Genomic DNA, 23,092 nt, shown 5'->3' on the forward strand with positions numbered 1-23,092 from the left:
AAAAGGAACAGGCCTTCCCTGTTCCTTTTTTATTAGCGAATTTCACAAAATTTATCGGGATTGCTCACCACTTGATAGGTCCTTCATATCCTGTATTACATCCCCCGGGCTATCACCCATACCCATCCGGAGATGAAAGGAAGGAGGCCTTTTTATGGTTGTAGAGCTTACCGCTCTCCACTGGATATATGTACTTTTTATCGCACTCATTATTGGATTTATGGTAATGAGAAGAGATACTACCCTGGTCTGTATCGCAGGGATATTTTTAATTGCATTCACCGCGACCGGGTCTTTAAGCAGCTCAGTGAGCAGTATCTTTAATAGCTTCATTTATGCTATTACGGAATTGTTGTCCACTATTCTCGTTATCTCTATTATTGTAGGAATGAGCAGAACTCTGACAGTAACCGGAATCAATGATGTAATGATTTCTCCTTTTTCAAAACTTATAAAAAATTCTTCACTCGCTTATTGGATAATCGGAATTCTCATGATGGTTATTTCCTGGTTCTTCTGGCCATCCCCAGCTGTAGCTTTATTAGGGGCTGTCCTTCTGCCAGTAGCCTTAAGAGCTGGTTTACCTGCACTTGGCGTAGCAATGGCAATGAACTTATTTGGACATGGGATAGCCCTATCCGGTGACTTCATTATCCAGGCTGCTCCGAAACTAACTGCTGACGCGGCAAGCCTCAAGGTCAGCGATGTTGTTCAGGCTAGTATTCCCTTAGTATTTGTTATGGGACTTGTCACAACAGTAACCGCTTTTTATTTCTTAAAAAGAGATATGAAAAAGGGAAAGCTTCAGTCCGAGGTGATTTCTGAAGAAAAAAAGGAAGATTCGCAAGTCCAGCCCGAGTTATTAACAGAGGGAAAAAAGCGCTTCTTTGCGATATTTGTACCTGTTTTATTTCTAATAGATGTAGCTGCCATGTATTTTCTGCATTTACAGGGCGGAGATGCTACAGCTCTTATCGGCGGAACGTCCATCTTTATCCTCCTGGCTATAACACTTGCGGCCTATAAAAATAAAGGTCTTGAACAAACCACAGAATACTTGATTGAGGGATTTCAATTTGGTTTCAGAGTCTTCGGACCGGTCATTCCCATTGCAGCCTTCTTCTACTTAGGCGATGCTGGCTTTACTAAAATTATTGGCGATTTTTTGCCTAAGGGTTCTCAGGGAATTGTGAATGATTTAGGTGTGGCACTTGCTTCAATTGTTCCTTTGAGCAAGGAGGTTGGGGCTATAACACTAACCGCAGTCGGTGCCATTACCGGTTTGGATGGATCAGGCTTCTCCGGCATTTCCCTTGCAGGATCTATTGCCCACTTATTTGCCATTTCGATTGGAAAGGGCGCAGCCACTCTTACTGCGCTTGGACAGATTGCAGCCATATGGGTTGGCGGAGGAACACTTGTCCCATGGGCGCTTATTCCGGCTGCCGCAATTTGTAACGTGGATCCATTTGAACTGGCAAGAAGAAATCTGCTTCCTGTTACAATCGGCCTCGTCGTAACGACTATTGTAGCAATGTTCCTTATCTAAAAAAAGCTGGCCCCCATACCCCCTTCGAAATGAAGAGTAATAGGGCCGGCTTCTTATTTTCGTGCCCTGGCAAACAATATTGTTAAATAGTAAGGGAATCTGCTGCACTCCAGCGAAAAAACGGGCTGGCAAGACCCCGCAATGAGGTACGATTCAGGAGGCTTGCCAGTTCGTCCGCGGAAATGGAGCAGATTCCCCATTTTATAAAGCCTATTTTTTAAAAGCTATTTTTTAGAGTAGTTGTATAAGAGAATCCATAAATAAACCCAAGCATACCCTAGGGCATAGCCTCCAATTACATCTGTTGGGAAATGGACCTGCAGTATGATTCTGCTAGCACCTAATAACAGAATAAATATAATAAATATTGCAGCCGTAATCGATTTGGCAGTTTTACTTTTAAGATCCCTAATAATGAAATAAACAGTAAAAAAATATAAAATCATTTCAACCATTGCATGGCCGCTTGGAAAGCTGTAGCTGCTAACAGGAACAAGATGTTCCAGGTCCGGTCTGGGACGGGCTACTGAATCCTTTATCCATTTGCTTACTTCATTCCCCAGTGCAATAGCCAGCGCAAAAGCACCCATCCCTGTAAAATCTTTTTTTCGGATTAAAAAGATAGGCAAGCACGAGTAATGCAACTACCCCTATTCCCTTTTTATCCCCCATTGCTGTTAGCAGAATAAAAAAAGAATGAAGTGCTTCTGGAACATTTAAAAATAACGCAGTCATTTTTTCATCCAGCCATAAATTTTTATCCTTTTGGACCTCCATGATGATTAGAACTGATACAACGATAGATAAACAAAACATAATAAAAGACGGCTTATAACCATTTCTTCTCTCCATTTTTCTCCCCTTAACCCGTTTACAGTTTCTCCCTATATATATAAACCCTTATTGTGACTTTATTTGACTGTTTCTGAGAGTATATCTGCAAACATTAAAAAGTATATGAAAATTTTTAAAGAAAATCCACTTTATTTAATAGAAGAATGTTAAAATAGTTAGAAAATACAAACAACGGAGGAGTTTACTTTGCTAAAGGAAATCTTTGACTCATTGGAAAGCCGGTACGATGAAATGGTTTCTATCCGACGCTATTTACATCAGAATCCAGAACTGTCTTTTAAAGAAGTAAATACTGCAAAATACATAAAGTCCTTTTATGATGAGCTTGGAATTGAAGTAAGAGGAAATGTAGGCGGCAACGGAGTCGTGGCAAAGGTTTATGGAGGAAAACCGGGTAAAACAGTAGCATTGCGTGCAGACTTTGATGCGCTGCCGATCCAGGACGAAAAAGATGTACCTTACCGCTCCCTCGTACCAGGTGTCATGCATGCATGCGGGCATGATGGGCATACGGCGACTCTTTTAATACTTGCCAAAACGATTCATGAAAACAGAAACGAATTGGCAGGAACGTTCGTTTTTATTCATCAGCATGCGGAGGAATATGCCCCGGGAGGCGCGGCATCTATGATAGAGGCTGGCTGTCTTGACGGTGTAGACGCAATCTTTGGAACGCATCTTTGGGCGTTGGAGCCATTGGGCAAAATTCAGTACCGCACAGGACCTATTATGGCCGCAGCAGACAGGTTTGAAATAAATATTCAGGGAAAAGGCGGTCATGGAGCCCAGCCTCATAATACAAAAGATGCAATCGTTACAGCCTCTCAGCTTGTTATCAATCTCCAGCAGATTGTGAGCAGGAGGGTCAATCCAGTGGATTCTGCCGTTGTTACTGTCGGTTCCTTTACCGCTGAAAATGCTTTTAATGTTATCGCGGATAAAGCAAAGCTGATTGGTACAGTCAGAACCTTTAATGAAGATACACGGACTTTCATAGAGGAAGAAATAGAAAGGGTTACTTATGGCACCTGCTATTCCACAGAAAGTACTTATAAGTATGATTTTGTGAGAGGATATCCGGCAGTGGTAAATCCTTCTGCGGAAACAGAATTCCTAATTTCCTGCGCAAAAAATGTTCCAGAAGTAAATATTATTGAAGAAACTGAGCCTCATATGGGAGGTGAGGATTTTGCCTATTATCTTCAAAAGGTTCCAGGGAATTTCTTTTTTACAGGAGCCAGCCCGGCAAATGAAGAAGCAGTCTTTCCTCACCATCATCCAAGATTTGATATAGATGAGCGGGCAATGCTTATAGCAGCAAAAACACTAGGCACTGCGGCCATCCAATATAGTTTAAAAGCGCAAGAAGCTGTACAAGTTTAAATTTAAAATAAGAGACCAGCCCCCTGCTATTTAATCGGCATGGGGGCTTTCTTTTAATATTCTGAGCCTGTAGGCATTCATCGCTGTATCTCCGAGGTGCTTTAAAAGGTTGTTGTTTGCATAGGCTCCCACAAAGGCACCAATTCCCGGAACAAGCTGAAGCAATTTTGCAAGGTCCAGATAATCACGATACTCCTGCTGAAACTCTTTCCAGTCTATTTCGATTATTTCTTCCTTCCTTTGGTCCCAATTATCAATGATTTCAAAAGCTTCCCTCCTGGCTTCATCGCTTGAAAAGGCAAGCTTAAAAACATGAAGGATAAACAGCCGTTCTGAATATTCGCTTGTATCGTATCCATATACGGCCGCCAATTCAAATAGTGCTTTCATTTTAATGGCTAAAAGCAATGGAAAGTCAGCGAGCCCCAGAAGAATTCCTCCCGCTCCTGTTCCCGCACCCTCAATTACGGCTGCCTTTTGATATGCAGCTATTTTTTTTCGAGCAAGCTCATCCCGCTCCTCCAATGTACTGGCAGGAGGTTGTTTTCTGAAATTAGTATATTGAGAACCGACCAATGTAGCTTTTACCATCCCTTTTATCCCCTCAGTAACAACAGAGTGAACCTTTTCGGGAATCATACCATTTATTTTTGTCTGAGCCTTTTTCGATAAACGATTCATGATCCCTGATCGTTTTTTAACCTCCTGCGTCCATTCCTGTAATTCATCGCAAAGCTTTAATTCATATTCATTCATAATTTCCCAACCTTTACAAATTATTCATACAAGTTAGTACGTTAAATATCGTATAGTGTTTCAAAAAAATCCCCTTTCATCAGAAAGAGGACCCTGGTTTCTTTATTCTCTTGTTGCTGTAAATATAAACAAAATAATACGTAAAAAGGAGACTAGCTGCAAGTGAAACAAGTGCTTCTGCAAATTCTCCCTTTACCAGAATTAATAAAGCAAAGAGAATGGCCTGTATACAAAGGACCACGGTAAGGATGAAGAAAAAGGCAGCTGCCTTATATTTCTCCTTAACCGGGTATAAATCAACCCAAAGCTTATTTTGGTGATGATTCCATAGTGGCAGCAGCTGAAATCCTGTTAAATAAAGAAACAAAACAGACAGAAGCACCTGTCCCCATCCGAAGGATAAATAGTAAACCGCCAGACCTCCAATTACAGTAAGCCGTAGGAATAATCCCAAATAATCCCCCGTCCGAAGAAAGGTTCTGGAAAATAAATAATGAAATGTTTTTTCAGATGAGAAAGAGATGGAACGAAGGAAAATATCCAGCCATATTCGCCTCTTTACAGAATCCTTTAATTTTGGCACATCCGTAAACATATTAGCCAGCCTGTAAAAGGAAGCCATTCTTTTTTCTTCCTGGGTAATAAGGGCATCCCATTTTAATCCTTTTTGTTCCGATTTCTTTTTAAAATAAAGGTAATATAAAACCATAATTAAGACCATAATCCCGAGCAACAGGAAATTTGCCTGTTTGAAGAGGAGATATACAAAAACCGCATTGACAAAAAAACGAACAATGAAGTCCCGAACATGAACAGATTGATTTACCTCGTATTGAACCTTCCAGCCAACAGCCAGGTTCCATGCTTTTATGACCAATAAAACAACAAAGAATGGAATAAAAAGTCCAAACCCTTTTCCGCTTACTTGTGCAAAAATTGGCATGAGTACAGCCTGAATCATCAGGAGAATATACCCCTGAAAAATAAGGCTGACTATACCAGCACGGAAAAAAAACTTATTCAGTTTATTTTCCAGGGGCAGGAGGAACACTTTATCCGCTTCCAATAAAAAATTATAAACAGGACTGTAGGTCAGCAAAAATCCCAGCACCAGTGCCATAATAGACGCAGCAGGAAAGTCTTCCGGCAAAGTTTTGACCCACTTTTGATAATAAAAGGCGGCCGAACCAATAAGAAATAACAGCACGATCATAAGATGACCATTGAAAATATAGCGAAGATATTTTCCGATGTCCTTCATCCGCTGTCCGGAACGGTCTTTCCATAGCTTATTTTCATCAAACATAATTTTCTTCCTTTGTCAGCTGGATATACAAATCATCAAGGGTCGCACCATGCATGGAAAATTGCTCCCTTAATTCTTCCAGTGTTCCCTTTGCCCTGATCTTTCCTTCATGTAAAATAACAAACCGGTCGCAGTATCTTTCCGCTGTTGCAAGTATATGAGTGGACATCAGAATTCCTGCCCCATTTTCTTTCATTTTCTTCATTAAATCCAATAATGATTGGATTCCAAGCGGATCGAGACCAACAAATGGCTCATCTACTATGTATAGGGAAGGCTGCACCAAAAAAGCACACATAATCATTACTTTTTGCTTCATTCCCTTTGAAAAATGCGCTGGAAACCATTTTAATCGCTTTTCCATTCGGAATTCCTTTAACAGTCTGGCTGTCCGCTCTTCATAGTCCGATGGATTAAGCCCATATGCCATGGCTGTAAGCCTTAAGTGTTCTTCCAGCGTTAATTCTTCATATAAAATAGGTGTTTCAGGAATAAAGGTGAATTTCTTTCGATATGCTTCTTTATCCTCCATAAAGGTGTGGCCATTCAATTTAATCTGACCGCTATGAGGCTCCATTAGACCTATAATATGCTTTATTGTTGTACTTTTCCCGGCACCGTTCAATCCAATTAAGCCAATAATTTCTTTTTCCTTTACATCAAACGAAACGTCTTTTAGGACAGGATTCCTTGTATAGCCGCCTGTCAGGTTTTGAATCTCCAATAACGACATTGCAAAACGTCCTTCCTCTTTATTATCCTGAGTACAAAATTGTGTTGCCTATAATGTTTCATTTTAACAAAATATCCTTCATAAAAATAGAAATCCGCTGATTTGAAAATTTAAGTGCATTTTTTAAAAAATTAGGGACATCATAATTATTGAAGGGGAAAACAATCGAATTGAAAATGAGGTGTCTGTCGCAGACATATATCATTCAATTTAACCGCTTCATACGTTTAATAAGGGGATGGTTGTTATGCACGTTGTAACTATAAACCATTTAACGTTCAGAAAGCACCGCACCGTCTAACGGCAGTTATTAAAACTGAAAAATGAGGTGTTTACAAAAGACCTATCAACCGCTTTATACGTTGAGAAACCTATAAAGATACAAGGGGATGGTCAGCTTGAACGAAGTAAACTCTTTATATGAACACGAACCATCATTTTAATAAATGAGGTGTTTATCAAAGAGAAATCCTGAAAGAACGTCCCAATAAGAAGCATTTCCCCCTTCACAGGGCAGGATTCCTATGCGGATCCTGCTTTTGTTTTTTTATATAGGGTATAAGTGTGGTAAAATACGGTAAAGAAAACTCGGTGAAAAACGAACCGAAGTCCCAATAATGCGTTCAGGATACATTAATTTATATTCTGACTAGCTAACATTATAATAGGAGTGATATAAAGATGGATGATTGTATTTTTTGCAAAATAATTCGCGGTGAAATTCCGGCTGCAAAGGTTTTTGAAAATGAACATGTAATGGCGTTCCTTGATATCAGTCAGGTAACAAAGGGCCATACCTTAATAATTCCCAAAATACATAAAGAAAACATTTACGAGCTAACACCTGAAATGGCAAGGAATCTTTACGAAGTCGTTCCTGGCATTGCTAATGCTTTGAAGGAAACGTTTAATCCCATTGGATTAAATACAGTAAACAATAATGGAGAACACGCAGGCCAGTCAGTATTTCACTTCCACCTTCATTTAATCCCCCGTTACGGTACTGGCGATGGATTTGGAGCAGTATGGAAAAATAATCAAAGTGATTATTCTTCACAGGATCTTCAGGAAATGGCAACAGGCATTAAGAAACACATTTAATAGAATATTTAAAAAACAAGAGAAAAATTTCCTTTCATTTATTTGCTTTTCTGTTATATAATGATTATAAGTTTTTCGCTGCAGGCAAAGAGTGCACTGCAGGAGGAACCAAAATGCTTAGTTGAGCAGAGGAGAGATGAGAAATGAATACAAAAAACCTTGTGGCCCTTTCACTTTTAGTGGGAATGGGTGCCGTGCTGCATGCAGTTATTCCAAACATAGTACTTGGAATGAAGCCAGACATGCTTTTAACTATGATGTTCCTGGGTATTATCCTTTTTCCTGAGAAGAAAAGCGTAATGCTTCTTGCCATTGTTAGTGGAGTTGTTTCCGGAATCACATCCACTTTTCCTGGCGGATTGATCCCAAATATCATTGATAAGCCTGTTACAGCAGCGTTGTTTTTATTACTGTTCACATTATTCAAGAAATATCAGACAAACCTTGTTGCCGTTGGTGTTCTAACAGCTGTTGGAACCATTATTTCCGGTATTGCCTTCCTGACATCCGCTTACTTTATAGTTGGGCTTCCTGGTCCATTTGCCGCTCTTTTTGCAGGGGTTGTCCTTCCGGCAGCCGCTTTAAACACTGTAGCAATGGTAATCCTGTACCCAATTGCAAGCTCGGTAGTCAGAAGAACCAATATGACCTCACGCCCAGCACAAGTTAATAAATAAGCTGAAAGACAGGCCTGCATAGTGCAGGCCTGTTTTTTCGTTTGGGAAATTAAAATTTTTACCTTGTTGATAACTCCGAACTAGGCTATTGTAATCCAGCTCTAGCGCCCAGCCAGTTTTCCTCGGGAATATGCTTCTTTGAATATCTTGTGAGGATCATGACCGATAGGTGATGATTCGAACAGCTCGGGGTCATAAGCCAAATCACTTCAGAAATCAGGACAAGGAATGCTTCGGAAGCATCCGCATCGCACTAAGGAAAAGCTTTAGCTTTTCCGAGGATGACTACGTGATTCGACTTATGCCTGTTGGAGGCCCAAAGGACGTGGGTTAGAAAGGCGTTGCCACAGGAGGTGTCGTAATTTAGCCTTTCATCATCTGAACAGGGCGCTTGCGCCTTTTGTTCTTGCCTATTAACTTAGAGTACATAAATCAGCCATCCTGTCAGCAGAAGCAGGAGCCCTCCTCCAGAAAAGACCGCAATTCTTTTTTTTAATATCTGTTTAGGTGGATAAACTCCCCGCTTTAGAAAATGAAAGAAAAACCGAATCGCCCCATAAAAGAAAACTGCACTTAGAGAGAATAAAATGAATGCTGCACCTTTCACCTCTTCCCCTCCCTCCTATATAACTGTTTACATTATATATATGTCATACAAAAACACGGTATGAGCTTGTATGGTTTAAGAGTATACTGTTTGTGATAAAAAAGAGTACATGCATTTTTTGATTGTTTAAAGGGTATTCTTCCCTTGATGAAGAAAAGATGTATATGGAAATTTCAATGTGGGGGTGGGATATTTATGAAAATAAAACAATTTTTTTACGGCCTTGTACTAGGGGGAATTGCAGCAGGTGTAAGCACCTTATTGACTGCTCCTCAATCGGGTAAAGAAGTTAGATCATCTATAAAGGAAAACAAAGATCTGTGGAAAAGCCAGCTTGCTGATCTCAAGAAAAGTCTTACCGAGCTAAAGGCTGTTTCCGTGGTTGCTTCCAGAGAAGCTAAAGCCCAAACTTCAATTTTCCTGCAAGAAACAAAAAATTCGATTAACACATGGAAAGAAGATATTTATCCTCATCAGGAGGAGCTTAAAGAGGAAATTACAGAAATCGAAACGACTATTCAGCAATTAGAAGCTAGTCTGGCAGATACCAATAAACAAAAGAGCTAATCTCAAATTAAGATTGCTTTTTTAAGAAAAATTGGTTTCTCACTATAAAATCCTTCTTTTTATTAAAAAAAGAAGGATTTTCATGTTAAAAGATAGTATAATACTGTAAAATATTGTATTAAATAAATATTCTTGTTAATTTCTAAAAATTTTGCAAATTTATATCTTTATTAATTTTTATTTTATTGGCATAATGTTAATAGAGAAATAAAAAAGTAGGTGAAGATGGGGATGACGGAAAAACAATATTCAATGAAAGAAGCTATGTTATTTAGCCAACGGGTAGCCCAATTAAGTAAAGCCTTGTGGAAGTCGATTGAAAAGGATTGGCAGCAGTGGATAAAACCATTTGATTTAAACATCAATGAACATCATATTCTTTGGATTGCCTACCACTTAAACGGCGCTTCCATTTCTGATGTGGCAAAATTCGGTGTTATGCATGTATCTACAGCTTTTAATTTTTCGAAAAAATTAGAAGAAAGAGGCCTGCTTAAATTTTCAAAAAAAGAGAACGACAAAAGGAATACATATGTCTGCCTTACTCCTGAGGGTGAACATATCCTGCTTACTTTAATGGAATCTTATGATCCTGGCAACAATGCTGTCTATACAGGCGCCCTGCCGTTAAGAGACCTTTATGGCAAGTTTCCAGAAATTATTGAAATGATGGCTATTGTCCGCAATATTTATGGCGATGATTTCATGGAAATCTTTGAACGTTCATTCCATAATATTGAGAGTGAATTTGTTGAAAAGGAAGGCAAACTGCAAAAGTCAAAAAATCCTGAAATGGTCTAAGATAAATACTTTTCCATTTCCTGCATAAACGGTCTAAAGAGGTGCTGTTGAATACATGCCTCTACCACTTCTTTTGCCTTTAGGCTGCCAGGAACGCTTTCAGCAAACTTTTGAAAAAGCGGATGAAAATGGATAAATCCTTCCGCTTTTTGTTCTTCCCATATTTTGTTCAGTTCATCACAAACTCGAAAAAATGCCGTTACCTGCTCTTCCCTAAGGCCTTTTTCTATTATCATCCTATAAAAGGGGTATGTATTATTGCCAAGCATACTAAACATTAATTTTTGATAGTACTCCAGTACCTTGATTCTCTCCAAAAGTTCCTTTGTGTCCATTACAATTCCCCGTCCCACTCTTCTAAAATCCTTAATTATATTATTGACCTATAAAGTGATTTGGTAAACACCTTTTTAAATGGCCGTTTTTGAAAATACGAGAATCAAGTTGGAGCGCTTTTTTACTATCTTTTTTTTGCAAGTTTTGCTATTGTATAAAACGTAATAAATTAATATTATGAATCTAGCATAAAGGGAGGGTCATTAATGATCTCCATTTTTATTTTGTTCTCCGTTTTTATTTTGTTTTATGTAAATAAAATGACCAATTCGCTTTGCCTTCAGAAGGAGATCCCCGAAGAAAGCCAACGGAAGGTTTTTAGAACAATAAATGTCCTTGTAACCATTTTGCTTATTTCTTCCTATATAGAAATATTATTTACTTAAACGAGTGATTTATCATTAAAAAAGCGCAGAGCTCCAAAAGGACCTCTGCGCTGTTGATACTTTCCTATAGGTAATAAGGGAAGCGATGAGGCATCTCATCGCTTTTTCTCGATTAAATTAGTAAACCCAGGAAGCACCAATGATTATTAAAAGGATAAAGAGGACTACGATTAACGCAAAACCTCCGCCAAAACCATATCCGCCAGACATACATTTTCCTCCTTCCTCATTCTCCGGAGAACAATACTTTCTCCAGACTTTTAGATATCAGAATAAGAGAATTCTGATGTTACTTCTCATCATCGGCAATACCTAATTTTCCGGTAATCCTTTAAATCCAGGAAGTACCGATAATGATTAACAAAAGGAAAGAGATTACAATCAGGGCAAATCCATTTCCGTAATTGTAACCCAACAGTAACACCACTCCCTTTTTGTTCTACCTCATATTATTCAGAAACAGATTATTTCGATTAGGCTTTTATCTATATCTCCTTCTTTTTTTGAGGTTTAGGTAAAGGTAATTTTTGGGAGTTTCAAACAAGGGCTAAGTTAAGATTTGCGCCTGGTTTTTCCTTTCTTTTTGTTCCTCTTATCATATGTTTGACTATCTTTAATGGAAGTGATTATGACCAATTTTTTTCCGTCCTTTTTACCTTTTTTTATGTTTTTTTTTGCACAAAATCCCATATGTGTTATAGTAAGGTTTGTGGAATGACACAATAATTCACTGTTTAGGAGAGGTTCAGCATGAAAAAATGGATACTAGCCCTCACTTTAACCGGCGGGGTTTTAGCTTTAAGTGCCTGCAACAACCAAGGGAATGGTTCGGAAACGGTTGCAACATCTAAATCTGGAGATGTTACTAAGGACGAGCTTTATCAAGCTATGAAGAACAAATACGGAAATCAGACTCTGCAGGAGCTTCTTAATGACAGAATACTTTCTAAAAAATACAAAGTTTCCGATGCAGAAGTGAACAAGAAAGTTGATGAAATTAAGGGACAAGCTGGTGCAAATTTTGAAATGCTATTGGCCCAAAACAATATTAAAGATGAAAAAGAACTGAAGAAAGTCCTAAAAAGCCAGCTTTTAGTTCAAAAAGCCGCTTCAAAAGATGTAAAAGTAACAGATAAAGAATTAAAGGATTACTATGCAAACTATAAACCAGAAATCAAAGCCCGCCATATCCTTGTCAAGGATGAAAAGACAGCTATTGAAGTAAAGAAAAAGCTGGATGCAGGCGAGAAGTTTGAAGACCTTGCTAAAAAGTATTCAACTGATACTGCGTCAGCACAGAGCGGTGGCGACCTAGGCTATTTTGGCCCTGGAAAAATGGTACCTGAATTTGATAAAGCTGCTTTTGCTTTAAAGGTTAATGAAATTAGCGCACCTGTTAAGTCTGAATATGGCTATCACATTATCCAGGTAACCGATAAAAAAGAGAAAAAATCTTTTGAGCAAATGAAGCCACAGATGGAAGATGAAATCAAATCTTCTAAAATGAGCGGCGATGTAATTAACAAAGCCCTTCAGCGTGAATTAAAGGCTGCTGATGTAAAAATTAAGGACAAGGACTTAAAAGGCGCCCTTAATACAAATACAGCTCCTCAGCAATAAGAATAAAAGGTAAATAGAAGCTGTGCTTAGCATAAGCTTCCTCGAATTGGATTTAGAGCAGGATCACATAACTTTCCCATTCTTAGGGAGTGTGTATTCTTAACAAACAAAAAAAGCTGGCCCGAAGGATCAAATGATCATTCGAGTCAGCTTTTCTTATTGTTTCACTTCTGAATTTCTTAGGAATTAGCATCAGATGCTGCTATTAAGCCTCTTTTTTCTTTCTCCTCGTTAAGACGGGTTATATAGATTTCCCCTTCTCGTTCAATGATTTCCTTCTCAATTTCTCTGTCTTCCCTTGCTGTTTTCAATGCCATAAAAGCACTTATTATAATTCCAATTACAACTGCATATACCCAAATAGGAATAATCATATTAGATGCTCCTTTGTTATGAGTGGTTGTCCGCTTTTTTAAAAGCATATTCGGAATTTCCGGTTAATATGACTGTTTTTTACTAATAAGAAAGGGACTCTGCATCATCATCATTTCACCAAAACCAAAATAAAGTGCTCTTCACCATATCCGGTTGTGTAAAGTTTTCATTAAGATAGAAGAACGGAAGAGCCTTGTTCATCAGCTTCGACAAGCGGAGGCTGGCTTAAAATCGCCACGTCCTTTGGCAACGCCGGGACTAGCACTTCCTGTGCGTCGAAGGGCCTCATTCTTTTACTTCAATGTTAGGACTGAAGCGACATTGATGTGCTTGGCGCTCAGGTTTGGCAGGCTCCCGGACCATCCGCGGAAAACGAGCGCTTAAGTCGAAAGTCAAAAGGTAAGTATAGCAATATACCACTTTGATGAATTCTACTAAGAAAAGCGCAAGCGCCCGTTCAGCGACGTATGGCCATTTGAAGAAAGGCTAAGGTCGCCACGTCCTGTGGCAACTCCTTTCTGACCCGCGTCCTGCGGGCCTCAACTTCGACCGAGATAAAGGATACACGAAATGCAATGCATTTCGGAAGCGGGATGGACACTAGGCGCTCGGCGCTGGAGTTAGAGAATTTAAAAGGTAAAACTTTATTCTTATCAAGTAAAAATCCTTTCAAATTGAATGAAAGGATTTTTCTAGTTTTACTTATGAAAAAAAGGCTTGTAGAAAGACCTGTTATCCAGAGCATAAATCCGCTCTGAAAATTCTCCTGGCTTTACCCGTTCCAGCGCACGGTCGAGCATATTCATCTTTGCATCCAGGTTATCAATATAATGAAGAATTTCTGCTTCTTTAATAAGTGGCGGCTTCGGGCTTCCCCACTCCGCTTTACCATGATGGCTAAGAACAAGATGCTGAAGAATAAGCACTTCCTCTCCGGAAATCCCCAGTTCATCTGCTGCCTTGCCAATTTCATTAACCATAATGGTGATATGGCCAAGCAGGTTTCCTTGTACGGTGTATACAGTAGAAACCGGGCCTGAAAGCTCCAAAACTTTTCCCATATCATGCAGAATTACTCCAGCATACAGCAGGTCCTTGTCCAGGCTTGGATAAAGACCTGCTATCACCTTTGCCAGGTCCAGCATACTCACAACATGGTAGGCGAGGCCTGATACAAATTCGTGATGATTTTTAGTTGCCGCAGGGTAGTCTAGAAATGCCTGCTGATGCTTCTTTATAAGATGACGTGTAATCCTCTGTATATTTGGGTTTTTCATTTCGAAAATATATTGAGTCAGTCTGCTGGTCATTTCTTCCCGGCTCAGAGGCGCGGTCTCAAGGAAATCACCAAGCTTAACACCGTCTAATGGGCCTGCGGGACGGATTTGGCGAATCTTTAACTGGCTTTTGCCCCGGTAATTTTGAATGTCACCATTTATTTTAACTATATTTTGAGGAGCATAATTTTTTTCATCTTCGTCACTGGCATCCCAAAGCTTAGCTTCTATCTCTCCGCTCTGGTCCTGAAGGATGAGAGTTAAAAATGGCTTCCCATTGCTTGCAATCCCTTTAGATGCATTTTTAATTAACATAAATAAATCTACCGTTTCTCCTACATCAAAGTTAAGAATCCCTCTGCTCATACCTATACCTACGCTCCTTTCAAATTACGACAAGTATAACATTTGGTCTATGATATTATGAAATATTCATTACTTTCCCTTCCTGAAGGCTTATAACGCTTTCGGTGTTAAAAAAATCAAGCATATGCTTGTGGCAGGTAAAAAAAAGCACCTGATGCCCTTTCATGGCCTTTAATAAGTCTATTACCTTTCGGGTTCGGTGTATGTCAAAGTTTACAAAGCTATCATCAATAATGATTGGCATCTGAAAATCCCCATATAAAGTAATTGCTAATGCCAATCTTAAAGAAACATAGACTTGTTCTGCAGTAGCTTGGCTCAGCTCATTCGCTTCAAACAATATATGATCGTTCCGTTCAATTAAAAAGCCAGTACCTGTTGGCTTAAGCTGGATTCTTCTATACCTTCCATCAGTAAGGAAATGCAGATACTCCTCCGCTTTCCCCAGCATTCGGGGAAGATGGCTGTTTTTATACTTTTCTACCGTCCTGGCTAACAAATCCTGTGCAATGGAATAAACGGCCCATTCCTTTGCTTCTTCATCGAATTCAGACCTTTTCTGTTTGTAGCGATGAAGCAATTCAGAATATACTCCTCCATCCTCCAAAACCTGAATTTCATATTTTACTTCAGCCTGTCTCTCGAGAAGTTTCTCAACTTCTGAATGAGCTTCTTCCTCCCTGTTAGTTAGCTCTAATAGTCTTTCATTACCAGGATTCAATTGAAGCCATTGATCCCTGTCATCTTTGCTTAAGGAGGATCCCGCAAGCTGTATTCTAATTTCTTTTATCTTTTGACTAATACTCTCAATCTGATTAGCCTTATTTCCTGCCAAATAAAATTGGTCCCCAGTCTCGGCATTTGCCGTTTTAAGCAGTTGATTCATTTCATTATCAAGTAGTACTTTTTCATTGAATGTTTGTTGAATCTCCTCTTTAATTTCAGCCAGCTTGGCTATTTTTTCACTGTACTGGATCTGCTTATCCAATTCTGTCCGCATTTTCTCTTTTAAGCGTAAAGCAATTCGTTGTAAATCCGTGTCTTCCATTCCCAGATATTTTTTTCCATTCTTTTTAATGGCTATCGATAATTGTTCTATTTCTTTACCCAGGGTATCCCGCTTTTCTTCTAATCTTTGTTTTTCCCTGAAATTAACTTTAAGCTGCTCTAGTAAGTCAAACGCATCCATTAAATAGGATTCTGCCAATTTTAGGGGAATCTTGAGCTCTGAGCTGATGAAACGAAGGTTCCTATTGTTTTCGGCAGCACTTTCTTCCCATTTCTCATATTGGCCAATAATTCTTTCGTATTGAGCGTTTTGCTGTTCCCATCTTAATTGAAGAATCTTGACTTGTTCTCTTCTGGTTTGGTCAAGTTCCAGCTTTTCCTGAAGAGCAGAATACTTAAGCGTATCTGAAGAACGCAATTTCCCCTCTAAATCCTGCCTCTTTTGATCCAGTCTTTCCAATGCCTGTCCAGCTGGCACTGCTGGCTTTTGCTGGCTGTTGAAATAATAAGTGAATCCTAGTCCTGCAGCCGCAGCTGCTGCAATAATTAAAAAGGTCCATTGCTTATTAATGATTGCATAAAATAAAACTAAAACAATAAACACACTATAGGCAGTATATTGTATGTGGAGATTTTTTCTTTGCCGTTTTAACGTTACCTTTTCTTTTTGTGCAGCATCTTCAAAGTATTCCTTCTGTTCTTGCACTGTTCTTAATTCTGCTTCTAAACCTCTGATATCTGCCAGGCTTCTTAATTGTTCCTCAAGCTCCGATCTGCTTTCTGCTGATAGAATTTTTCTGCTGGCTAACCTGAGTTCCTCCTCAAGCTCTTCAAGCTTCTCCTTTTCCTCATGAAAACGAACATCCAAATCCTGTTTAGCATTGTGAAGCCTCTGCTGTTCCTTGTGGAGATTCTCTACTTGTTTTTTCATATAAATATTTGTATTAATTCCTTGAAGCTCTTCCTCAGATATAGAAAGATGCAGTTTTTCCTTTAATCCCTCCAGGGTCTCCTTAATTTCAAACAGCCTTTCTTGAGTTTGTCTCTCTTCAAGCTTTAGCTGATCATAAAGAGGGATTATTTCAATTGATGCACTTACATTTGGCTCATCCTCCAGCAGTTTTAAATCTGGCTTAAGCTCATTTACTTGATCAGTCAGCAGCTCGAAGCGCTCCTCCAAAATTTTAATCCTAGCAATGAGAGGCTTTATGGACTGCTTTATCCTTTCAAACCTTTCAATACCGTTAGGAGGAAAGGATACATCTCCTAAATCCTTCAATTCATGTGCTAACAATTTTTCTTCCCTGGTTAAAGGTTCAATCCGCTTCCACTCCTGAAGGTGGGATTTTTCTTTCACAACTAGTAATAATTCTTCTTTCAAATCCGCTATTTCCTTTTGAAGGCTTTCCCCTTCATTAATTAATGACTCATATTGCATTGTTTTGGATGAAGCCTTTTTTAATTCGGTCCGAAGTTCATTTAGTTCTTTTAATTTCATATTTAAAACAGGATTTTTCCCACCAGGCTTAAATCTCAGTTCCAGTTCTTTTTTTATTCCTGCCTCTGCAAGCGCGAGTTTTTCTGTTCCGAAAGTTCCAGCTGAAAAGAGAAATTTTCCGATTTCCTCATTTTTCATCTGATGAATATTTTGGAGGCCTTGAAGATTAAAGGAAAAAATCGCCTGGTATAAACCCTTATCCATACTTGACAACAATTTTTTTAGTAGCTCTTCATCACCAATTTCCCCGTTTTCCATAGAAACAGTAACATCCCCAACAGCTTTACCTTTTACCCGTTCAATAACAGCGAATCCATATTGCTCATGGAATACTCTAATATTTCCGCCATACCTGGAATGCTGCTTTGGCTCGTACCTTAACTCATTCTGCTGTTTTGTTGGAAAGCCAAAAAGAATTCCATGTATAAATGCCATTATCGTAGATTTCCCAGCCTCATTTTCACCATAGAAGACCTGCAGAGAATCCGTTATTGACAGCTTAAGATTTTCAAGCTGGCCATAGCCGTAAATATTTAGTTCTAAAATCTTCAAGTCTTACACCGCCTTTTTGATTAAGGAGCAGACAACAGCCTCAGCAAAGTGGTTTCTGCTTTTTGGAGAAGTTCCTCTTCTTCAAGCTTGCTGAGCCCCTCCAGAAATTTTCTTGCCTGGTTGTGTTCATACAAAGGAGAAAGAGTCTGATGGATTTCATCATACTGATCAATAGTCTGAAATAAATCCCCATAAAAACCTGCTTTTTTTCGCAGTTCCTCCCGGCTTGTTTGAATTTGGTCATCAATCACAATGTCTGTAATCCAAACAAAGGATTCCTCATCATCTTCTCCCTCTTGAAGCAGATCTAAAATCTCGGAATACAAATTGTGATTCACTATATCTATTTCTTCAAGCTGAATATTTACCAATCGCAAAGAAATAATAGATCCCCTTCCATCCACCCGATGTTTTTCAATCTCCGAATAGCATAACGTAAGAATCTCCTCTACTGTAATTGCTTCACTTCCATCTATAATTACTGAATCCCAGATTATATCCGCCGTATTCATAAATTCATAGGTGGCTCCCGTATCTCCAAGGGTTACTAGATAACATCCTTTTTCGCCTGTTTCTTTTCGGTTTCTTCCTTGAATATTACCTGAATAAATTATGGGCGGTTCCTGATTCAATATTGACCTTTTATGTATATGGCCCAAGGCCCAGTAATCAAAGTTTTTGCTGATCAAATCAGTTAACAGAAAAGGGGCATATTTTCCATGCTCACTGCTGCCTCCATCATGCCCGTGTAAAATTCCAATATGGTAATCGGCGCTATCTTCTCTTTTATAATCATCAATTTTCTTTTCAGTCACGTGCCTTACTGGGTAGCTAAATCCGTATATATTTACTTTTGCTCCGCTTTTAACCTGTATTTGTTTTACTTCTACCTCTGTTGAGAACGTATGGAAATCCTTCGGCATTTCGATTTGAACCCATGTGCCGTTTAAATGATCGTGATTGCCATGTACTGCATAAACGGGAATACCTTTATCAGCAAGCCTCTTCATTTCCTTACGAAATATTGATTGAGCCCTAAGGCTTCTGTCCTCGCCGTCATATAAATCCCCGGCCACAATAAGAAAATCCACATTATATTGAATGGCTGCATTTACAATTTTATTCAGTGAACGAAAGGTACTTTCCCTCAACCTCTTTGCAATTTTTTCCGGAATATGCTTTAAACCTGTCATTGGGCTATCCAGATGCAGGTCGGCCGCGTGTATAAAAGTCACTTGTTTCATAGTCCAAACCCTTTCATGGCCTTTTAATAACATTTTATCATTTGCAAAAAACGAATGCACGTTCGATTTGTTTTTTAGAGGAAAAATAAAACAAAATAGCTTGCAAACAAATTTGTAGAGGGGCCAGTTGATTTCCGGTCCCAGGCACTCGCTTTCCGCGGGCAGGTCGGGAGCCTGTCAAACTTCAGAGCCAAGCCCCTCGAGGTCGCTTCAGTCCTGACGTTGAAGTAAAAGAACGACTTCATCGTCAGGCCCTCCAGCGCTTGTCAGAGCTGAACGAGGCACTTCCGTTCTTCTTTCTCCTCGTCACTTCGCTCCTGTGGGGTCTCCCATGACACGCTTTTCCCGCTGGAGTCTCGCGCCACTTCAATCAACTGGGTTTAGAAATTTGGTGTGGCAGCGGAAACACGTTTGCCTCTTCCTTCATGAGGCATCGTACTATAACGGATTTGTCCTCGGGAAGATTGTGTCTCATTGCAATACACCTGTCACCCTCATTCTCGAGCCTTTGGTAGACCATGTGATTAAAAAAGTGGGAAAGCCTAAGGCGGCTACAGCAGACTCTGCTTATAAGAATAAAAGGAGGAAATCTTAATAAAATCAAAAAGGGAGTTCGGAAAAAAGCATTCCGAACCCCCTTTTGTCGACAAACTGAGAATTCTCTAAGGAGAGAACTCTTTTTAGGATTATTATTTATTTTTAGTAAGCTGAAGGGCTTTCTTAATATCTTTAAAAGAGCTTGATCGGCCATACATTAATACTCCGCCTCTGTAAACTTTTGCTCCGAAAATTGCTAGGGAAATTATTGTTGCCGTCAAAATAGCCATACTTAAAATCGATTCCCATAGTGGAATATTCAGCATCCCAACACGAAGAAACATAATCATAGGAGCAAAAAAGGGAATAAAAGAGGTAACTGTAATGAACGGGGAATCTGGCTTACTCAGACCAAAAGCTGCAATAACAAAGCCTGCAACAACTAACATTGACATTGGAGAAATCATCTGCTGGACATCCTCTATACGGCTGACAAGAGATCCTAAAAAAGCTGCAAGTGTTGCATAAAGAAAATAACCGAGCAGGAAGAAAATAACAGCAAAAATAATAGTGCCGATAGGTAATTCACTGAATCCAAAGAAATCAGAGAAACTTCCTTTTAACTCCTCCATATTTTTTTGCATAGAGTAATAACCGGCTGAAAGCAAAAAAACAAGCTGGGTAATACTCAGGAGTCCTACGCCTAAAATTTTGGCAAACATCTGCCTGATAGGTGATACACTTGAAATAAGTATTTCCATTACACGTGATGACTTTTCGATGGCAACTTCCATGGCGATCATATTAGCATACATGAGAACTGCAAAGTAAATGATAAAAAGCAAAATATACACAATTCCCCTGGCTTGATTAAGTTCAGCTTCCGTTTTGGCATTTCTCTCCAAAGCTGCTTTTTTAAATAGTACTGGCTTATAAAGCTTTTGAAGCTGTGCATCAGTGAGCTGAATTTGTCTTGCAGCGAGCATGGTTTTTAACTGCTGCAGCCCATTTTGGAGATCTGTATATATAGCTGAATCTGCAATCGTCAACGCATTATATGAGCCTTCGGGAAGATTATCCTTATCAAGGCTTAGTATCAAATATCCTCGCAGGGCACCATTTTCGACCTTTTTTTCAGCTTCTTTTTCTGTCCCTGTAAAAGCACTCAGCTTTAAATTCTTATTAATTAACTTTACCTGTCCTTTAAAAGGAGTATAAAGCTGTCCTGTTTTATCCAATACAGCAATTCTGTCAGCCACGCCATTTTTATTAAACAAATCCATGATTCGGTTTAAATTTGTTATAGCAAGCATAAGAACTAGCATGACAATTGTGGTTACGATAAAAGATTTAGTCTTTAATTTTGTAAGATAGGTATGAGACAGGATTATCCAGAAATTATTCATAGGAGGCACCGACTTTCTCTATAAAAATATCATTTAAAGAAGGTTCTTCCAAAGCAAACTTTCTAACAAAACCTTTTCCTGCTACTTCTGAAAATATTCTTTCCGCAACTTGCTCATTTTCTATCTGCAAAGTGATACCTTCAGCAGTTATTTTCATTTTGGCTACACCAGGAAATCCTTTTAAGAAATCAAGTGAAAAATCAGCATGAACAATTAAATTTTTCTTTCCAAAAGATCGTTTTATATTTCTTAAAGCGCCATGAACAACAGGCTTACCGTGATGCATAATACAAAGGTGTTCACACATCTCTTCAACATGTTCCATCCGGTGGCTTGAAAATACTATCGTAGTACCGCTTTCTTTTAAGCCCAAAACTGCTTCCTTCAATAATTCCACATTAACAGGATCCAGCCCGCTAAATGGTTCATCGAGAATTAATAATTCCGGTTTATGGATAACAGAAGCAATAAATTGTATCTTCTGCTGGTTGCCCTTAGAAAGCTCCTCTACCTTTTTATTTTCGTATTCAGGGACATTAAACCTTTCCAGCCAGTATTTTAATTCCTTTTGGGCTGCAAACTTTTCCATTCCTCTCAATCTCGCTAAGTATACAATTTGTTCGCGGACTTTCAGTTTTGGATATAAACCTCTTTCCTCGGGCAGATATCCAATTAAATGGCTGGTAGAATAATCTAATACTCTATCCTTCCAGGTTATATTTCCTTCGCTCGGATCAATTAAGCCAAGTATCATTCTAAAGGTAGTAGTTTTACCGGCACCGTTAGCTCCTAAAAAACCAAACATCTCCTTTTCCGGTATAGAAATGGACAAATTATTTACTGCAGAAAACTCTCCGTATCTTTTAGTAACATGTTCCAGCTTTAACGCCAAGTCTTTTTCCCCCTTTACACATCTATACAAATATAGCATATTTAAAGGTATAATTTGGTAATTAATTTTATATTTTGCACATTTTTTTAAATTATGCAAAAATAATAGTTACATAGCTTATAATTAGGGGGTTTTTAAATGAAGACATACAAATTAACTGTTTTTGAACAAGATGGAGAGAAAATTATGGAGGAATCATTCCAGGCAGAAAATGATGATTCTGCAAAAGAAATCGGCGGTCGTCTTTTAGATGAAAAAGGCTACCATGACAAAACCCACCGCTGCACTTCACCTGCAGGTAAACTTTTGCTTTTTCACTCTTAAAACCTAATCATACAAAAACCCGCCAGACAGGCGGGTTTTTGTACTTGGCTTCTACAGCCCACAGCATCCTATCTGTGTTGGACTCTTTGCTTCTCTTATTTCCCAATAAAATTAGGTTTTCTCTTCTCTGCAAAAGCCTGGATTCCTTCCAAGTGATCCTGTGTTTGCCTCATTTTAAACTGCCCATATTTTTCAAGCTCGAGCATTTTTAATAATTGAGGACGATTCTTTTCCGCAAGAATCTTCTTGGTTTTTATCATTGCCTGGACAGGTTTGCTTAGCCATTCCCGGATACGCAGTTCCACCGCTTCCTTTAAATCATTTTCAGCTATCTCTTGAATAAGACCCTGAGTGAAGGCCTCTTCGGCGGTTAAAGATTTACCTTCCCAAATAAGCTGTTTAGCTTTGACTTCCCCTAATCTTTTTTCCAAAAAGAAGTGGGCACCACCATCTGGAATAAGCCCAATGCCAATAAAATTCATTGCAACTTTGCTCTGCCCATGCATAATAATATGGTCTGTTGCCAAAGCCAAACTAAAACCAAGTCCTGCTGCAGGACCATTAATCGCACTTAAAGTGAGTTTTGGCATGTTGTAAAGGGTAATTATTAAATCACTAATACATTCCATTATAGGGAAGAAATCGCTTTCATCCTTCATCGTAATCATGGACTTAATATCCCCGCCGGATGAGAAAGCCTTTCCCCTTCCTGTTAAAACAACAATATCAATGTCATCCGAGTCGCTAATTTCTTTAAGAGCACATACCAGCCCTTTAATCATTTCTTTATCCATTGCGTTTAAAGTCTCCGGCCTGTTCAATTCTACATTTGCAACTCGCCCATTCACAGTGACATTTACTTTTTCTGTTTCAAAATTAACGCTCACCCCAACGCCTCCCATTACTTTCTTCTTAATTATTATAATATAGAAAACT

25 protein-coding genes are annotated in these 23,092 nt (G+C 38.9%); 9 read left to right on the forward strand and 16 right to left on the reverse strand.

Annotation, left to right across the window (positions count from 1 at the left end; translation table 11 throughout):
- Positions 1-154: 154 nt before the first annotated feature.
- On the forward strand, positions 155-1,549 hold the full coding sequence (locus G8761_RS14205) for a hypothetical protein (protein ID WP_166027767.1): 1,395 nt from the start codon (positions 155-157) through the stop codon (positions 1,547-1,549).
- 224 nt (positions 1,550-1,773) lie between these two features.
- Here G8761_RS14205 and G8761_RS14210 read toward each other — a convergent pair whose 3' ends face one another.
- Positions 1,774-2,139 (reverse strand): phosphatase PAP2 family protein, encoded by a 366-nt coding sequence (locus G8761_RS14210; protein ID WP_166027769.1) that lies wholly within the window; start codon positions 2,137-2,139, stop codon positions 1,774-1,776.
- Positions 2,102-2,401, reverse strand: a complete 300-nt coding sequence (locus tag G8761_RS14215; RefSeq protein WP_166027771.1) for a hypothetical protein — start codon at positions 2,399-2,401, stop codon at positions 2,102-2,104. The genes G8761_RS14210 and G8761_RS14215 overlap by 38 nt, the downstream gene beginning before the upstream one ends.
- Positions 2,402-2,590: 189 nt before the next feature.
- On the opposite strand from G8761_RS14215, the gene G8761_RS14220 reads away from it, so the two are divergent.
- Positions 2,591-3,787, forward strand: coding sequence for a M20 family metallopeptidase (locus G8761_RS14220; protein ID WP_275940707.1), 1,197 nt, complete (start codon positions 2,591-2,593; stop codon positions 3,785-3,787).
- A 30-nt stretch (positions 3,788-3,817) separates the two neighbouring features.
- On the opposite strand, the gene G8761_RS14225 is transcribed toward G8761_RS14220, so the two are convergent.
- The 3 genes from G8761_RS14225 to G8761_RS14235 form a co-directional block, all read right to left on the reverse strand.
- A complete protein-coding gene (locus G8761_RS14225) occupies positions 3,818-4,543 on the reverse strand; it encodes an EcsC family protein (protein ID WP_166027773.1) in 726 nt (241 codons plus the stop codon).
- Between the two features lie 79 nt (positions 4,544-4,622).
- The gene (locus G8761_RS14230) at positions 4,623-5,849 is read right to left on the reverse strand and encodes an ABC transporter permease (protein WP_166027775.1); all 1,227 of its coding nucleotides are present in this window, start codon (positions 5,847-5,849) and stop codon (positions 4,623-4,625) included.
- Entirely contained in the window at positions 5,842-6,582 is a 741-nt protein-coding gene (locus G8761_RS14235) for an ABC transporter ATP-binding protein (protein ID WP_166027777.1), read from the reverse strand. Before G8761_RS14235 ends, G8761_RS14230 begins: the two co-directional genes overlap by 8 nt.
- A gap of 681 nt (positions 6,583-7,263) precedes the next feature.
- Here G8761_RS14235 and G8761_RS14240 point away from each other — a divergent pair.
- Positions 7,264-7,683 (forward strand): HIT family protein, encoded by a 420-nt coding sequence (locus tag G8761_RS14240; RefSeq protein WP_166027779.1) that lies wholly within the window; start codon positions 7,264-7,266, stop codon positions 7,681-7,683.
- A gap of 143 nt (positions 7,684-7,826) precedes the next feature.
- A complete protein-coding gene (locus G8761_RS14245; RefSeq protein WP_166027781.1) occupies positions 7,827-8,360 on the forward strand; it encodes a tryptophan transporter in 534 nt (177 codons plus the stop codon).
- 418 nt (positions 8,361-8,778) lie between these two features.
- On the opposite strand, the gene yhzF is transcribed toward G8761_RS14245, so the two are convergent.
- On the reverse strand, positions 8,779-8,967 hold the full coding sequence (gene yhzF / locus G8761_RS14250) for a membrane protein YhzF (RefSeq protein ID WP_166027783.1): 189 nt from the start codon (positions 8,965-8,967) through the stop codon (positions 8,779-8,781).
- 195 nt (positions 8,968-9,162) lie between these two features.
- Between yhzF and G8761_RS14255 the strand changes: the two genes are divergently transcribed.
- Together G8761_RS14255 and G8761_RS14260 are read left to right on the forward strand one after the other, a co-directional pair.
- A complete protein-coding gene (locus G8761_RS14255) occupies positions 9,163-9,534 on the forward strand; it encodes a YtxH domain-containing protein (protein WP_166027785.1) in 372 nt (123 codons plus the stop codon).
- A 231-nt stretch (positions 9,535-9,765) separates the two neighbouring features.
- Positions 9,766-10,335, forward strand: a complete 570-nt coding sequence (locus G8761_RS14260) for an HTH-type transcriptional regulator Hpr (RefSeq protein ID WP_166027787.1) — start codon at positions 9,766-9,768, stop codon at positions 10,333-10,335.
- Here G8761_RS14260 and G8761_RS14265 read toward each other — a convergent pair.
- A complete protein-coding gene (locus G8761_RS14265; protein WP_166027789.1) occupies positions 10,332-10,670 on the reverse strand; it encodes a DUF1878 family protein in 339 nt (112 codons plus the stop codon). The genes G8761_RS14260 and G8761_RS14265 overlap by 4 nt on opposite strands.
- A gap of 207 nt (positions 10,671-10,877) precedes the next feature.
- Between G8761_RS14265 and G8761_RS27225 the strand changes: the two genes are divergently transcribed.
- Positions 10,878-11,057, forward strand: a complete 180-nt coding sequence (locus G8761_RS27225) for a hypothetical protein (RefSeq protein ID WP_166027791.1) — start codon at positions 10,878-10,880, stop codon at positions 11,055-11,057.
- Positions 11,058-11,174: 117 nt separating this feature from the next.
- Here G8761_RS27225 and G8761_RS14275 read toward each other — a convergent pair whose 3' ends face one another.
- Positions 11,175-11,267 (reverse strand): YjcZ family sporulation protein, encoded by a 93-nt coding sequence (locus tag G8761_RS14275; protein ID WP_081680155.1) that lies wholly within the window; start codon positions 11,265-11,267, stop codon positions 11,175-11,177.
- A 121-nt stretch (positions 11,268-11,388) separates the two neighbouring features.
- Positions 11,389-11,484: a YjcZ family sporulation protein gene (locus tag G8761_RS14280; protein WP_420800254.1), complete on the reverse strand. Its 96-nt coding sequence runs from the start codon at positions 11,482-11,484 to the stop codon at positions 11,389-11,391.
- Between the two features lie 323 nt (positions 11,485-11,807).
- Between G8761_RS14280 and G8761_RS14285 the strand changes: the two genes are divergently transcribed.
- Entirely contained in the window at positions 11,808-12,677 is an 870-nt protein-coding gene (locus G8761_RS14285; protein ID WP_166027795.1) for a peptidylprolyl isomerase, read from the forward strand.
- 179 nt (positions 12,678-12,856) lie between these two features.
- On the opposite strand, the gene G8761_RS14290 is transcribed toward G8761_RS14285, so the two are convergent.
- The 6 genes from G8761_RS14290 to G8761_RS14315 form a co-directional block, all read right to left on the reverse strand.
- The gene (locus tag G8761_RS14290) at positions 12,857-13,051 is read right to left on the reverse strand and encodes a sporulation YhaL family protein (protein ID WP_166027797.1); all 195 of its coding nucleotides are present in this window, start codon (positions 13,049-13,051) and stop codon (positions 12,857-12,859) included.
- Positions 13,052-13,750: 699 nt separating this feature from the next.
- Complete coding sequence (yhaM, locus tag G8761_RS14295; RefSeq protein ID WP_166027799.1) at positions 13,751-14,695, reverse strand: 3'-5' exoribonuclease YhaM; 945 nt, start codon at positions 14,693-14,695, stop codon at positions 13,751-13,753.
- A 55-nt stretch (positions 14,696-14,750) separates the two neighbouring features.
- Entirely contained in the window at positions 14,751-17,753 is a 3,003-nt protein-coding gene (locus tag G8761_RS14300; RefSeq protein WP_166027801.1) for an ATP-binding protein, read from the reverse strand.
- A gap of 20 nt (positions 17,754-17,773) precedes the next feature.
- On the reverse strand, positions 17,774-18,997 hold the full coding sequence (locus tag G8761_RS14305) for a metallophosphoesterase family protein (protein WP_166027803.1): 1,224 nt from the start codon (positions 18,995-18,997) through the stop codon (positions 17,774-17,776).
- A 689-nt stretch (positions 18,998-19,686) separates the two neighbouring features.
- Positions 19,687-20,940, reverse strand: a complete 1,254-nt coding sequence (locus G8761_RS14310; RefSeq protein WP_166027805.1) for an ABC transporter permease — start codon at positions 20,938-20,940, stop codon at positions 19,687-19,689.
- Positions 20,933-21,832: an ABC transporter ATP-binding protein gene (locus G8761_RS14315; protein WP_166027807.1), complete on the reverse strand. Its 900-nt coding sequence runs from the start codon at positions 21,830-21,832 to the stop codon at positions 20,933-20,935. Before G8761_RS14315 ends, G8761_RS14310 begins: the two co-directional genes overlap by 8 nt.
- Before the next feature lie 138 nt (positions 21,833-21,970).
- On the opposite strand from G8761_RS14315, the gene G8761_RS14320 reads away from it, so the two are divergent.
- Positions 21,971-22,156, forward strand: coding sequence for a YhzD family protein (locus G8761_RS14320; protein WP_166027809.1), 186 nt, complete (start codon positions 21,971-21,973; stop codon positions 22,154-22,156).
- 95 nt (positions 22,157-22,251) lie between these two features.
- Here the strand turns inward: G8761_RS14320 and G8761_RS14325 are convergent, their stop codons facing one another.
- Positions 22,252-23,043, reverse strand: coding sequence for an enoyl-CoA hydratase (locus G8761_RS14325; RefSeq protein WP_166027811.1), 792 nt, complete (start codon positions 23,041-23,043; stop codon positions 22,252-22,254).
- Positions 23,044-23,092: the final 49 nt, after the last annotated feature.

The sequence above is a fragment of the Neobacillus terrae genome (assembly GCF_011393025.1).
GTDB classification, from domain to species: domain Bacteria; phylum Bacillota; class Bacilli; order Bacillales; family Cytobacillaceae; genus Neobacillus_A; species Neobacillus_A terrae.

Bases quoted from the DNA above. Each gene is read 5' to 3' on its own strand.
- G8761_RS14205 (WP_166027767.1), top strand. From the start codon at position 155: ATGGTTGTAGAGCTTACCGCTCTCCACTGGATATATGTACTTTTTATC.
- G8761_RS14210 (WP_166027769.1), bottom strand. From the start codon at position 2,139: ATGGGTGCTTTTGCGCTGGCTATTGCACTGGGGAATGAAGTAAGCAAA.
- G8761_RS14215 (WP_166027771.1), bottom strand. From the start codon at position 2,401: ATGGAGAGAAGAAATGGTTATAAGCCGTCTTTTATTATGTTTTGTTTA.
- G8761_RS14225 (WP_166027773.1), bottom strand. From the start codon at position 4,543: ATGAATGAATATGAATTAAAGCTTTGCGATGAATTACAGGAATGGACG.
- G8761_RS14230 (WP_166027775.1), bottom strand. From the start codon at position 5,849: ATGTTTGATGAAAATAAGCTATGGAAAGACCGTTCCGGACAGCGGATG.
- G8761_RS14235 (WP_166027777.1), bottom strand. From the start codon at position 6,582: ATGTCGTTATTGGAGATTCAAAACCTGACAGGCGGCTATACAAGGAAT.
- G8761_RS14240 (WP_166027779.1), top strand. From the start codon at position 7,264: ATGGATGATTGTATTTTTTGCAAAATAATTCGCGGTGAAATTCCGGCT.
- G8761_RS14245 (WP_166027781.1), top strand. From the start codon at position 7,827: ATGAATACAAAAAACCTTGTGGCCCTTTCACTTTTAGTGGGAATGGGT.
- G8761_RS14255 (WP_166027785.1), top strand. From the start codon at position 9,163: ATGAAAATAAAACAATTTTTTTACGGCCTTGTACTAGGGGGAATTGCA.
- G8761_RS14260 (WP_166027787.1), top strand. From the start codon at position 9,766: ATGACGGAAAAACAATATTCAATGAAAGAAGCTATGTTATTTAGCCAA.
- G8761_RS14265 (WP_166027789.1), bottom strand. From the start codon at position 10,670: ATGGACACAAAGGAACTTTTGGAGAGAATCAAGGTACTGGAGTACTAT.
- G8761_RS27225 (WP_166027791.1), top strand. From the start codon at position 10,878: ATGATCTCCATTTTTATTTTGTTCTCCGTTTTTATTTTGTTTTATGTA.
- G8761_RS14275 (WP_081680155.1), bottom strand. From the start codon at position 11,267: ATGTCTGGCGGATATGGTTTTGGCGGAGGTTTTGCGTTAATCGTAGTC.
- G8761_RS14285 (WP_166027795.1), top strand. From the start codon at position 11,808: ATGAAAAAATGGATACTAGCCCTCACTTTAACCGGCGGGGTTTTAGCT.
- G8761_RS14290 (WP_166027797.1), bottom strand. From the start codon at position 13,051: ATGATTATTCCTATTTGGGTATATGCAGTTGTAATTGGAATTATAATA.
- yhaM (WP_166027799.1), bottom strand. From the start codon at position 14,695: ATGAGCAGAGGGATTCTTAACTTTGATGTAGGAGAAACGGTAGATTTA.
- G8761_RS14305 (WP_166027803.1), bottom strand. From the start codon at position 18,997: ATGAAACAAGTGACTTTTATACACGCGGCCGACCTGCATCTGGATAGC.
- G8761_RS14310 (WP_166027805.1), bottom strand. From the start codon at position 20,940: ATGAATAATTTCTGGATAATCCTGTCTCATACCTATCTTACAAAATTA.
- G8761_RS14320 (WP_166027809.1), top strand. From the start codon at position 21,971: ATGAAGACATACAAATTAACTGTTTTTGAACAAGATGGAGAGAAAATT.